At 72.5% G+C, this 12,803-nt stretch carries 9 protein-coding genes; 5 read left to right on the plus strand and 4 right to left on the minus strand.

What is annotated here, in order from left to right; translation table 11 throughout:
* Positions 1–233: 233 nt before the first annotated feature.
* From HCC61_RS01830 to HCC61_RS01840, 3 genes are all read left to right on the plus strand, one after another.
* The gene (locus tag HCC61_RS01830; protein ID WP_169133421.1) at positions 234–527 is read left to right on the plus strand and encodes a hypothetical protein; all 294 of its coding nucleotides are present in this window, start codon (positions 234–236) and stop codon (positions 525–527) included.
* A 177-nt stretch (positions 528–704) separates the two neighbouring features.
* Positions 705–962 (plus strand): hypothetical protein, encoded by a 258-nt coding sequence (locus HCC61_RS01835; RefSeq protein ID WP_169133422.1) that lies wholly within the window; start codon positions 705–707, stop codon positions 960–962.
* Positions 963–1,115: 153 nt separating this feature from the next.
* On the plus strand, positions 1,116–2,243 hold the full coding sequence (locus HCC61_RS01840; RefSeq protein ID WP_169133423.1) for a hypothetical protein: 1,128 nt from the start codon (positions 1,116–1,118) through the stop codon (positions 2,241–2,243).
* A gap of 108 nt (positions 2,244–2,351) precedes the next feature.
* Here the strand turns inward: HCC61_RS01840 and HCC61_RS01845 are convergent, their stop codons facing one another.
* The 3 genes from HCC61_RS01845 to HCC61_RS01855 form a co-directional block, all read right to left on the minus strand.
* Positions 2,352–3,497, minus strand: a complete 1,146-nt coding sequence (locus tag HCC61_RS01845; protein WP_169133424.1) for a serine hydrolase domain-containing protein — start codon at positions 3,495–3,497, stop codon at positions 2,352–2,354.
* Positions 3,498–3,506: 9 nt separating this feature from the next.
* Entirely contained in the window at positions 3,507–4,604 is a 1,098-nt protein-coding gene (locus HCC61_RS31140) for a DMT family transporter (protein ID WP_346776978.1), read from the minus strand.
* A gap of 999 nt (positions 4,605–5,603) precedes the next feature.
* Positions 5,604–7,349 (minus strand): TIGR03767 family metallophosphoesterase, encoded by a 1,746-nt coding sequence (locus tag HCC61_RS01855; protein WP_169133425.1) that lies wholly within the window; start codon positions 7,347–7,349, stop codon positions 5,604–5,606.
* Between the two features lie 390 nt (positions 7,350–7,739).
* On the opposite strand from HCC61_RS01855, the gene pepN reads away from it, so the two are divergent.
* Complete coding sequence (gene pepN, locus HCC61_RS01860; protein WP_169133426.1) at positions 7,740–10,322, plus strand: aminopeptidase N; 2,583 nt, start codon at positions 7,740–7,742, stop codon at positions 10,320–10,322.
* A 524-nt stretch (positions 10,323–10,846) separates the two neighbouring features.
* Here the strand turns inward: pepN and snpA are convergent.
* Positions 10,847–11,512 carry a snapalysin gene (gene snpA / locus HCC61_RS01865; RefSeq protein WP_169133427.1) on the minus strand — a complete coding sequence of 222 codons (666 nt, stop codon included), beginning with the start codon at positions 11,510–11,512 and terminating at the stop codon, positions 10,847–10,849.
* Positions 11,513–11,723: 211 nt separating this feature from the next.
* Between snpA and HCC61_RS01870 the strand changes: the two genes are divergently transcribed.
* Complete coding sequence (locus tag HCC61_RS01870; RefSeq protein WP_169133826.1) at positions 11,724–12,770, plus strand: LysR family transcriptional regulator; 1,047 nt, start codon at positions 11,724–11,726, stop codon at positions 12,768–12,770.
* The last annotated feature ends 33 nt before the right edge of the window (positions 12,771–12,803 follow it).

Below are 12,803 nucleotides of genomic sequence, written 5' to 3' on the forward strand. Positions count from 1 at the left end.
GTCCGGCAAATCGGTCGCCCGGTGGTGACCTTGGGTGAGTGGCCTGTAAAATTTCGTGCGGGATGGCTCGAAACCCCGCCGTCCGTTCGCCTCTCGGGGGCGCACACAGGCAAATCGCCTGCGGAGACAGACGTGACCTCGGCCACGTTCCGCCCCCGAATACGTCTGCGCGCGGCTCGACTGGGTAGGGCCCTCCACCTGACCGATCCGACGTCGACGAACGGAGGCCCACCGTGGCCGCGTCCGCTGAACTCCTCGCCGTCCTGACGCCGCTTCCGCGACAGGTGCTCACGAAACAGCAGGCACTCTCCAAACAGGGGCACGAGCCGGTAGACCTGTCCGGTGTCTCACACCCCGACTCCGGACTTGACGGCTCGTGCTCGTGCGGCTGCTTCGAGGCGCCGCTGACCTCCGAACCGCCCCTCGCCGACGTCGCCCCCCTCACCAGCGAGCCGCCACTCGCCGAACTCCCGCTCACCAGCGAGCCCACCGGCAACAGCTTCGGAGCGGACACCACCGAGATCTGACGCGGGCCTCTCGGGCCCCCGGATCCGGACCAGACCTCAGAACAGGGGCCGCCGACGCCCTCGCCCCACTCCAGAGGGGCGGCCGGCGGCCCCTGCTGCTTGAGCGCGCAGACCCGGCCCCGCAGTCACGGCGGACCCCGGGGCGGGACGCCGGAGGCGGTCGGCTATGTTGACGGTGTGAACGACAAGGTCGATACGAAGGTCAAGAAGTACGCCCTGCGGGCCGGCACCGTCACCGCCGTCTCCGCGCTGATGCTGCTGGTCTCGTCCCCCGCATTCGCTTTCGCCCGCGACGACGGCGACGACCCCGGTCCCGGGATCAGCATCGCCGAGACCCTCGGGCTGTTCGTCGCGGTGCCCCTGGGCATCTTCCTCCTGATCGCGGCGCTGGTGACGCTCAGCGGCCGTGCCGGCAACGGCAAGCAGCAGCACTGAGTGACGGCGAACTCCCCACGCGCGTCCGCCGGTTCGGCCGTGCGAGCCTGATCGGCAGTCGAACGTGCGTACTTTAGGGCAGAGTTGTCCGGCTTTGTCGACGAGCTCGTAACAGAGGTTGGATGGCGGTACGGGGCTGGGAATCGCCCGGACATGACGTACGACACCCCGCTTTCCCCTCGCCCCCTCAGCCACCTCACGCAGGAGGCGCAGCCCCGCCTGCTGACCGCCGCCGCCCTGCGCGAGCACGGGATCTCCGCGGCAGCCGCCGACGAGCGCTGCCGTCCCGGAGGCCCCTGGCAACTGCTGCTGCCCGGCGTCTATCTGCTCCGGCCCGGCCCCCCGACCAGTGACGAACGCCTGCGTGCGGCGCTGCTCTACGCGGGCGGCGAGTGCCCCTCGATCCCCGCACAGCAGGGGAACGTGGACTGTACGGGCCGCACCCTCGCAGCCGGTCTCCGCGCACGGACCCCCTCCGGGGCCGCCGCCTCCGCCGCCTCCGCGGCCCCGTACTGCCCGCCGCCCGAGGTGCCGGACGCGATGATCACCGGCCTCGCGGCCCTCACCCTGCACGGCTTCACCGGCGCACCCCCGCTGCGCACCCTCGACCGCATCGACGTGCTCGTACCGCGGACCAGGCGCCCGCGCTCCACGGGATGCGTCCACATCGTGCGCGGCCAGAGCCTGCCGGACCCCGAGGAGATCACCGGGCTCCCCGTGGCGCCAGTGGCGCGCGCGCTCGCCGACACCGTCGCGGGACTGACGGACGCGGGAGTGGTACGGCGGCTGCTGCTGGAGTCCGTGCGCAACGGGCACTGCGAAGCAGGCGCCGTGGTCGGGGAGTTGCTGCGGGCGAGGCTGCTGGGCAGGCCCCATGTGCGGGAGGCCGTCGACGCGCTCGTGGCGGAGAGCCGCGCCCTTGCCGAGGGACTGCTCTACGAGATGGTCTTCCGCCACCGCCTCCCCGATCCCTGCTGGAACGTCGAACTGCGCCTCCCCGGCGGCCCCCGGCTGGGCGGCGTGGACGCCTACTGGCCGGAACAGGCCGTCGCACTCGAACTGGACACCCGCACGCCCCGTCCGCACCTGGACGGGGACGCGCAGTGGTCCGAGTACGCGCGCAAGCGGGAGGCCCTGGAAGGGCTCGGCATCACGGTCGTGCACCTCACGCCCGGGAAGCTGCGCGAAGGGCTCGGCCAGCAGGCCGCGATCGTGCGCACGGCGCTGATGACCGCCGTCGAGCGGGAGCCGGCCGAGTACGTGACGGTGACGCCGCGCTGACGTGGGCGGGCGTGGGCGGGGCACGGCCGACTGCGTATGGCCGCCCGCGTGTGGCCCGTGCGTGCGCGCGTGCGCTGGGCGTTTCGCTGCGCGTTGGCGGCGCCCTCGCTAACCGCAGAACTCCGCCTCGATCAGCTCCTTCGTATCGCCCGACCAGTCGCCGTTGAGGTGGAACGCGGCGGTGTGCGAGCCGTCGGCCGTCGTGACGGCGGTCGAGATCGAGCCCTGGATGGTGCCCTCGTGACCCCACACCGTCGTCCCGCAGGAGAGGCGGTGCTCGGTCAGTCCCAGCCCGTAGCGGTTGTGCTTGTCGGCGGGGACCGTGGACTTCATCTCGGCCAGCTGCCGCGGCGGCACCACGTCGCCGCGGACCAGCGCCCGAACGAAGCGGACCAGGTCGCCCGTTGAGGAGATCATCTCGCCGGAGGCACCGGCGAGGGATGGGTCGAGCGCGGTGACGTCGTGGACAGGGGTCCGCGCATGCCTGTCGCCGGACTGTGCGGTGCCCTGGGAGAGCGTCGAGTACGCGTGCCCGTGCGGTACGGGGATCCGGGGGGAGTCGCCGGGCAGCGACGTGTCGTGGAGCTTCAGCGGGCGGATCACGCGCCGTTCGATCTCGTGCGCGTACGAGTGGCCGGTCGCCTTCGCTATCACCATGCCGGCGAGTACGTAATTGGTGTTGGAGTAGCCCCAGTCGGTGCCGGGTGCGAAGCGGCGCGGATGCGACATGGCCGTACGTATCAGGGACCGGGGGGAGTGCGAGTCGTAGCGGTTCGCGGCGAACCGCGGCCCGAAGTAGTCGCGCCGCAGGCGGGGATCGGCGGTGAAGTCGTACAACCCGCTGGTGTGCCCGAGGAGTTGGCGGAGGGTGACGAGCCGCCCGTCCTGGCCGCGGCCCCGCACGACGCCGGGCAGCCAGCGTTCGACGGGCGAGTCCAGGTCGACCTTGCCCTCCGACTCCAGCTGGAGCAGCACGGTGGCGACGAACGGCTTCGTCAGGCTGCCGATGCGGAACTTGTCGTGCGGCATGGGCGGCCGGCGCGTCGAGGTGTCGGCGACGCCCGAGGCGCCGTGCCAGACGCCGCCGCCGTCCTGGGCCTGGCCCAACACGCCCGGCACGCCCTCCTGTTGGACCTGGGCGTCCATCGCGTCCTGCGCGGACGCGTGTCCCGCGTCCGCGGCCGCCGAGGAACTCACGGAGAAGGCCGCCACGGCGGTGGCCACCAGGGCGACGACGGTGGAGCGCACGGACATGCGACGACTCTAATGATCCGTACGCGTGGTGCGCCATATCGCGAGAACGACCAGGACACAGCCCGCGTACTGGGTGGGAGTGGGGCGTTCGGCGAGGAAACCGACGCCGAAGAGGAGCGCCAGGACCGGCTGGAGAAGCAGCAGCGTGGCCCCCTTGTCGGGGGCGAGACGGGGCAGCGCCGGGTTGATCAGCAGCCAGGCCACGACCTGGCCGAGGAAGGCCATCGGTATCAGCCACCCCCACGCCGGCCAGCCGGGGTCGACGTCCACGCCCGTCCACAGCGCCCCGAGCGCACCGGCGCCGATGGCGGCGGCGAACGTGGCGGCGCAGACGGGGGTCACGGTATGGGAGCGGGCGGGGGTGCGGGTGCGGGTGCCGGAAGCGGCGGTGCCGGTGCCGGGTGCGCTGGTGCCGGGTGCGCTGGTGCCCGTGCGCGAGGTGCGGGTGCCGGTGCCCGATGCGCGGGCGGTGTCCCGGATCTCCTCCGGGCTTGCGGCGGACGGCAGTCGGGAACCGCCCGCACGGCCGCCGGCGCCCTCGCCGCCGAGCCGTATCAGGAAGAGATAGCCCGCGAAGGCCACGCCCGCGACGGTGCCGAACAGCACTCCCGAGACCGGGTCAGTACCCGGCTCCGCACGCCCGACGGCGCCGCCCGCCAGCGCCAGCCCGGCCAGCAGTACGGACGCGGTCGGCCAGAACCGGCGCGCGATCCGCACCCCGGTCAGGAACCGTGCCAGCAGCGGGAAGACGATCAGCTGGACGTTGAGCAGCAGCGTCGCCACGCCCGCGCCCAGGTCGTGGATGCTCTGCACCCAGCACACGTAGTCGAGGCCGAGCAGCGTGCCCGCCGCGAGGTCGAGCGCGAGCAGCCGCGCGGGGCGCCGCCCGAGGCGGCGGCACTCCAGGTATGCCATCGGCGCGAGCGCCACCAGCGCGAGGGCGCACCGCAGGAACGCGGCGGTGCCCGCGTTCACCTCGGAGAGCTTGATGAACATGCCGGAGGACGAGGTGCACGCCGCCCCGGCCACCACCATCAGCGCGGGGCCGCCCTGCCGGGCAGGCGGCCGCTCCCGCCCGCGCGCGGGCCCGGCCGGGGGCACGGACACGGGGTCCGCTCCGTGCCCGGCGACCGGTCCGTCCCCGCTCACGGGTCCCGTTCCGGCTCCCGGTGTCCGCCCTTCCGGGCCCTCCGGCGCGGGCCGCCCCGTCGTTCCGCCGCTCTCGGTACGTGCCATGCCTGCCACTGTGCCCCTCGGCCCGCGCGAGCGACAGCGCGCAGCCGCCCGGACTCCACCCAACCCCGAACCGGCTCCCTCTCCGCCGGGTACGCCCGCGGGTAGCCGAGCCACCGCTCGCATGTGCCCCCCCGCCCGGTGCCCGGAGCGGGCGGGGCCGAACGTGGGGTGTGTGGCCGTGAGTTGGGGCCGTACTGCCCTCCGGGGTGGGTCCCGTGATGCCGGGGGTCTGTCCGGTGATCGGCCGGAGGCCGGGTGCATGGGTCCGTCCCGCCCGGTGCCCGGAGCGGGTGGGGCCGAACGTGGGGTGTGTGGCCGTGAGTTGGGGCCGGACTGCCCTCCGGGGTGGGTCCCGTGATGCCGGGGGTCTGTCCGGTGATCGGCCGGAGGCCGGGCGCATGGGTCCGTCCCGCCTGGTGCCCGGAGCGGGTGGGGCCGAACGTGCGGTGTATGGCCGCGAGTTGGGGCCGGACTGCTGCCGCAGCGAGCCCCGCGTTGCCCGGGGTCCGTCCGGCCGCCGGGTCTCCGCAAGGCGGGCGTGGCCCCCGCCGCACCGCCGTTTCGCACCGCCGGGCCCAACTCCCCATCGCGGGGATGCAGGCCCACGGCCGGAGGCTGGCGGCCCGGCGCCGGGCCGCGCGTTCGCGTCCGTGTCGTACCGGGCCGTGGCGGGCCGCCGCGTGGCTGCCGGGGGCGGCGTGTGCGGTGGCCGTTCTGCTCAGGTACGGGTTCCGGGGGCCGCGCAGTGGCCCCGCTCGCATCGCCGGAGGGATGTCGGTGCGAGCGGGGCCGGTCCTGCGCCACCGGCCGCGGGCGGTGGCGCCCTTGTCACCCCCACGGCCCGGTCGGCCGACCCGCGGCGGCAGCCGCTCACGGCTTCGGCAGCAGCAGCTCCACGTTGCGGTCGTCCGGCTCGCCGCCCAGGTCCTGGCGGGCGCCGGGGGAGTTGAGAGCCAGTTCGCGGTACAGGGAGGCGAGGCCGGTCTGTGAGAGGTCGTGGAAGTCGGTGCGGGCCGGTGCCGAGGACTCGATGAGCGTGGCGAACAGCGACAGCGTCCCGTCCCCGTTGTCGGTTAGCTCCAGCGTCCGCGCCAGCTGGGGGAAGTCGATGTGGGAGGCGGTGGAGACCTCCCAGAACGTACGGCGCGGTCTGATCCGGTTCTTGTGGCTGTGGCCGTTGATCCAGGCCACCACATGCGGATTGCGGTTCAGCAGCGACATCAGCCGGTCGCCGCCGTCGGGGATGGTGGTGCTGGTGTGGTGGCTGAAGAGCAGCACGTACGTGCCCTTGTCGTGCTCCTCCTTCAACCGGCGCTCCAGCCAGGCGTATTGGGCGTCGCCCACGCTGCCCGGGTAGCCGCCGTCGTGCCGGGTCGTGTCCAGGCTGATGCCCGTGACGCCCTCGGCGACCCGGAAGGTGTAGTAGAGGCGGTCCTCGGCGAGGTTGGCCTCGGTGTAGCCGTGCCCCACGGGGCCCGCGCCCTTGTACCGCTTGCGCATGTGGGCGCGCACCCAGTCCTTCCTGGTGAACGGCGCACGTCCCAGGTCGGCTGTGACGCGCCGCATCCTGCGGGAGTCCATCCGCGAGCGCAGCGCCTCCTTGAGCTGTTCGCCCTTCGGGTCGCCGCCGTCCTCGACAGTGCTCCACAGGCGTGCGGCCTCCGCCTGCGAGTCCAGCTCCATCAGCTTCCGCCCGCCGACGGCGAAGTCGGCGAAGAAGCCGTCACCGGCGTAGCAACCCCCGGGCAGGGAGTCGTGGTTGCCGGAGGTGGAGTACCAGGGCAGCGCCAGCCCGGGGCTGTTGACCTCGCGTATCGAGGCCTTCAGATAGCCGTCGATGCGGGGGAAGCCCAACGCCTTGTCATCGTCGCGGAGTTCGTCCTCCGGCTGCCAGTAGATCTTCAGCGCGCTGTTCTGCACGCCTTCGTACGCGTCGACGTCGCCGGTGTTCGGCGTGATGCGTCCGCCGGTCATCGCCGTGAGGAACCAGTCGAGTTCGGCACGGCAGTTGTTGTCGGTGTTGTCGCCGGTCGTGACGACGAAGGAGAGCGGCTCGCCGGTCGCCGGGCCCCCGCGCAGCCGGTTGACCCGCTCGATCAGGGAGACGGCGCCCGCGACGGACAGCGCCTCCTGCGGACGCCAGGCGCTGGTGGTCTCGGTGCGCAGGTACTCGTAGCGCAGCGGGTGCTGCACGTCGACCATGTGCAGATCCGTGAACTGCACGAAGGACGCGAGCGTCCGCCGCTTCTCCGTACGGCCCGCGCGTGCCTGCGCGAGGTCCGTGCGTATGAGCCGCTTCCAGCCGGGGCCGTCGCCGAGCCGCCGGTAGCCGTCGGGGTTGCCGCGCGGGGTGGAGACCCGGGCGAGCGTCGTGCCCTCGGGCGAGGGCTCCACCGGTTCGTTGCGGGTGACGGGCGCCTGCGCCCGTGCGCGTGCGGCGCGTGCGCGGGCCGAGGCACCCGGCGACGCGGCGGCCCTGTGCGGCTGGCCGGCACTGGCGGAGCCGCTGTTGAACACTGTTCCGGCCCCCAGGGCGGAGGCCGCCCCGGCGGCGCCGATCGTGAGGAGGGTGCGGCGGTGGGGCAGACGGGTCTGCCGCCGGCTGCTGCGGTCCATGCGGGCTGCCTCTCCTGTGATGACGCGAAGTCGTCGCGTGCCGTGCCGTGCCGCGCCTCCGCCGTCGGTGCGTGCCGGCTCGGAACGACCCGCTCACCAGGGATGTTTGGCATCCGGAGTGACCTGCGTCTGAACGACGGCGGAACGCCGCAAGCCCATCGGCACTCATGGATCACCATCCGGAACCCGCGCCTCCTCCCCGTTGCCCGCCTCCGGCCGGCCGTCGCCCTGCCGCTCATCCGCCGTTCACTTCGCCGCATACGGGTGCCGCGTCCGTGGCACCCCGCCTGCGGTCGCGCGGTGGACGGGCGGGAACATCGCAACGTGGCCACGTGGAAGGATGTCCGAACGACGACATCGTGAGATCGCGAGAGCAGGGGAGAGCACCAGGTGCCTGGCACGAATCTGACACGCGAGGAGGCCCGCCGGCGCGCGCAGCTCCTCCGCGTGGACTCCTACGGGATCGAACTGGATCTGAGCGGCGCACAGGAAGGGGGCACTTTCCGCTCCCGTACGCTCGTCCGCTTCGAGGCCGCGGAGGCGGCCTCCAGCTTCATCGATCTGGTGGCCCCCGAGGTGCACGAGATCACCCTCAACGGGCGGCCGTTGGACCCGGCCGAGGTCTTCGCCGACTCGCGCATCGCGCTGGACGGGCTCGCCGAGGGCGCCAACGAGCTGCTGGTCGTGGCGGACTGCGCCTACACCAACACCGGTGAGGGCCTGCACCGCTTCGTCGACCCGGTCGACCAGCAGGCGTACCTCTACACGCAGTTCGAGGTGCCGGACGCCCGGCGGGTCTTCGCCAGCTTCGAGCAGCCCGATCTGAAGGCCACGTTCCAGTTCACCGTGCGTGCACCCGAGGGCTGGACGGTGATCTCGAACTCCCCGGCCCCACAGCCCGAGGACGGGCTGTGGCGCTTCGAGCCGACGCCGCGCATCTCCTCGTACATCACGGCGATCGTGGCCGGCCCGTACCACTCGGTGCACACCACCTGGGAGGGCGGCGGCCGCTCCATCCCGCTGGGCGTCTACTGCCGTCCCTCGCTGGCCGAACACCTCGACGCGGACGCGATCTTCGAGGTGACCCGGCAGGGATTCGACTGGTTCCAGGAGAAGTTCGACTACCCGTACCCGTTCGCCAAGTACGACCAGCTCTTCGTCCCGGAGTTCAACGCCGGCGCCATGGAGAACGCCGGCGCCGTCACCATCCGCGACCAGTACGTCTTCCGCTCCAAGGTCACCGACGCCGCCTACGAGGCGCGCGCGGAGACGATCCTGCACGAGCTGGCCCACATGTGGTTCGGCGACCTCGTGACGATGGAGTGGTGGAACGACCTGTGGCTCAACGAGTCGTTCGCCACGTACACCTCGGTGGCCTGCCTGGCCGCCGCGCCCGGCTCCCGCTGGCCGCACGCGTGGACGACGTTCGCCAACCAGATGAAGACCTGGGCCTACCGGCAGGACCAGCTGCCGTCCACGCACCCGATCATGGCGGAGATCCGCGACCTGGACGACGTGCTGGTCAACTTCGACGGCATCACGTACGCCAAGGGCGCGTCGGTGCTGAAGCAGCTCGTCGCCTACGTCGGCGAGGACGCCTTCTTCAGCGGTGTGCAGCGCTACTTCAAGCGGCACGAGTGGGGCAACACCCGCCTGAGCGATCTGCTCGGGGCCCTGGAGGAGACCTCCGGGCGCGATCTGACGGCCTGGTCGAAGGCGTGGCTGGAGACCGCGGGCATCAACGTGCTGCGCCCCGAGATCGAGACCGACGCGGACGGCGTCATCACCTCCTTCGCCGTGCGGCAGGAGACGCCGGCGCTGCCCCCGGGAGCCACCGGTGAGCCGACGCTGCGGCCGCACCGCATCCGCGTCGGCGGGTACGACCTGGAGGACGGCCGGCTGCGGTCCGTACAGCGCGTCGAGACGGACGTGACGGGCGACCGCACCGAGGTGGACGACTGGGTGGGACGCAAGCGCCCGGACGTGATCCTCCTCAACGACGGGGACCTCTCGTACGCCAAGGTCCGGCTCGACGACCGCTCGCTGGAGACGGTCAAGCGGCACATCGGGGGCTTCGAGGAGTCCCTGCCGCGCGCCCTGTGCTGGGCCTCCGCCTGGGACATGACGCGCGACGCGGAGCTGTCCGCCCGCGGCTATCTGGACCTCGTGCTCTCCGGCATCGGCAAGGAGCCGGACATCGGTCTGGTGCAGTCGCTGCAACGGCAGGTCAAGCTCGCCCTCGACCTGTACGCCGACCCGGGGTGGCGGGAGACCGGCCTCCTGCGCTGGTCCGAGGCGGCACTCGAGCAGCTGCGCGCCGCGGAGCCCGGCAGCGACCACCAGCTCGCGTGGACGCGCGCGTTCGCCTCGGCCGCCCGTACGGACGCCCAACTGGCCGTGCTGGAAGGCCTGTTGAGCGGAGAGGAGACGATCGAGGGCCTGACCGTCGACACGGAGCTGCGCTGGGCGCTGCTGCACCGTCTCGCCGCCACGGGCCGTGCGGGCGACAAGGAGATCGCCGCGGAGCTGGAGCGCGACGCGACCTCGGCGGGCGAGCGCTACGCGGCGATGGCGCGGGCCGCGCGGCCCACCGAGGAGGCCAAGACCGAGGCGTGGGCGTCGGTGGTCGGCAGCGGTGCGGCGGCGGAGACGGGCCTGCCGAACGCCGTGCAGGAGGCGGTCATCGGAGGGTTCCTCCAGACCGACCAGAGGGAGCTGCTCGCCCCGTACGCGGAGAAGTACTTCGACGTCGTCAAGGACATCTGGGAGCAGCGCAGCCACGAGATGGCGCAGCAGATCGCGGTGGGGCTGTACCCCGCGCTCCAGGTCTCCCAGGAGACGCTCGACGCGACCGACGCGTGGCTGGAGCGGGCCGAGCCGGGCGCGGCGCTGCGGCGGCTCGTGACGGAGTCGCGCGCGGGCGTCGAACGGGCGCTGCGCGCACAGAAGGCGGACGCGGCGGCGGCCGGCTGACGAAGGGACGGGCCGCGCCCGCCGGAACGGGCCGGCCCGCCCCGTTCCGGCGGGCGCTGCCCGCCCCGCGCACTGCGGCGGCCGGTCACCGGGACGTCCTACCCGGTGACCGGCCGCCGCCGACGGACCCGGAGCCTCCGGGCCGGGAGTGCCGGACATCCGGCGGCCCCCCGCGCGGACGGCAGGCCCGGCACTCCGGCCCGGCGGCTCCGGAAGGCTCCCGCCGGCACTGCGCACTGCTCGTACCGGCGTTCACGGCACCGCGCGAACCGAGGGCACCCGAAGGCCCCCGGCCTGTGCCGGGGGCCTCCGTGTGGGGGGATGCGGGCGGTGCGTCTTGCAGGCGTGGTGCGTACGACTGCGCTGTTCTTCAGGCGTGGTGCGTACGACTGCGCTGTTCTTCAGGCGTGGTGCGTTGTAGTGGTGCGTTGTATCGGTCGCGCTGTTCCGGTGTGGTGCTGGCTGGTTCCTCTGTTCCGCTCCGGCTCCGTGGCCGGTGCTGCCCGACTCGGTTGCCGGTCCGCCTACTTGGCGAAGGCCGCCTGGTCGAACGCCGCGCTCGCGACTCCGTTGGCCCACAGCGACTGCACCTGGGCCGCCTCGTTGGCGTCCGGCTTGTCGTTGGTGCAGGACGGGCCGGGGCCGCCGCCGGACATCAGCTCGCTGCACGGACCCTCGTAGTGGTCCGGCAGGCCGAGCACGTGGCCGGTCTCGTGGGCGACGACGCGGTTGGAGTCGTACTCCTGGTTCTGGGCGTAGTCCAGGAAGATGTAGCCGCCGCCGTGGCCGTCGGTCGAGGCGTACGAACCACGCGGGTCGTCGCCCTCGCGGTAGTCGAAGCTGGCGCTGCCGCCCTCGGCGAGCTGCACGTTGGAGACGGCCGAGTTCCACACAGCCGCGCTGTTGGCGATCTGGCTGGCGAAGGTGGGGGCTCCGCTCGCGTCGTAGTTGACGGTGACGGCCTGGATGCCCGGCTTGGCGGCCTGCTTCTTCAAGGCGTCCTTCACCACGGCGTTGAAGAACGCCTCGGTCGCCTTGTGCGATTCGCCGATGTATCCGGAGCGGGTCGCGCTGCTCTTCACGGTGCTGCCGCCGTCGTCCGGCGTGGCGGCCGAGGCGGGCATGGCACCCAGGCCCAGGGCCAGTCCGAGGCCGAGTGCCGCAGAGATTGCCGTGGTGCGGGTTCTCATAATGGGGGGTCTCCATCCTGGTCCGTAGCACAGCGACCGCTGCAAGGTGGGGTGCGGCCCGTGCTGCCGGAAGAACTCCTGCTGACGAAGAGTCTGTTGGAGACTTCGCCGCCGGGGATGATGGCAACTGGTGATAGCTCCGTCGCATCACTCGATACGCAGGGTGTTCTGAGACTCCTCGGCATCTGGTGTGACAAACGTCCGCTTGGCTATGCTCCGGCCTGTGGAGCTCGAAGTGAGACATCTTCGCGCGCTGTGTGCGATCGCCGACACGGGCAGTGTGCACAAGGCGGCCCGTCAACTCGGCATGACCCAGCCCTCCTTGACGACGCAGCTCCGCCGCATCGAGCAGGCCGTCGGCGGGCAGCTGTTCGCGCGGGAGCGCACCGGCAGCGTCCCCACACCCCTCGGCAAGTTCGTGCTGTGCCGGGCACGGCCTCTCGTCGCCGAGATGTCCGCGCTCGTGAGCGAGGCGAGAGCCGCCGCGAGCCGCGCCGGGGGAGAGTATCTGCGCATCGGCAGTACGGGAAGTCCCGCGGTGCCGGGCTGGCTTCGCCGGCTGCGGGCCAGACTCCCGGAGGCGGACACGACCTTCCACATGGACGCCTCCGCCCACACCCTGCTGCGCATGGTCGCCGACAACCAGCTCGACGCCGTCTTCGTGCACGAGGTGGAGGGCACGCCGCTCCAGATACCGGACGGCGTGGAGGTGCACGTACTCGTCGAGCGCGAGCCGCAGTTCGTCGCCATGTCGGCCACGCATCCCGCCGCCTCCCGGTCGGTGCTGAGCCTGACGGAGCTCGCACACGAGAGATGGATGGTCGATCCCACCGCGGACGGCGAATGGACGGGACTGCGAAGGGTGTTCGCCGAGGCGGGCATCAACCCCCGTGTCGTGCACGGCGACAACCTCGCCGCCGCCGACCTCGTGGCCGCCGGCGAGGTCGTCGCGCCGTGCCAGCCGACGGCTCCCGCGCGTCCCGGCAGGATCGTGCGGCCGCTGCTCGGCGATCCGCTCGCGGTGCGGCTGCTGCTGGCCACCCGGGAGACACCGGCGGGCGGCGCCGCGGGTACGGCCACGGGTACAGCCGCGGGTACGGGCGCGGCTCCCGGCGCCGCGCTCGCCGTCGAACCGGCCGCGCTCCTCGCGGACCTCGAATCCGCCTATCGCGAGGTGGCGTGGGCGAGCGAGCCCTACCGGCACTGGTATCAACGGCACGACGACAGCACGCCGTTGCCCTTCACGGTCGTGGCGTAGCGGGCGCCGCCCGGCACCCGCCTCCCAGTCCCG

It is taken from the genome of Streptomyces sp. HNM0575, from assembly GCF_012726265.1.
GTDB lineage: Bacteria > Actinomycetota > Actinomycetes > Streptomycetales > Streptomycetaceae > Streptomyces.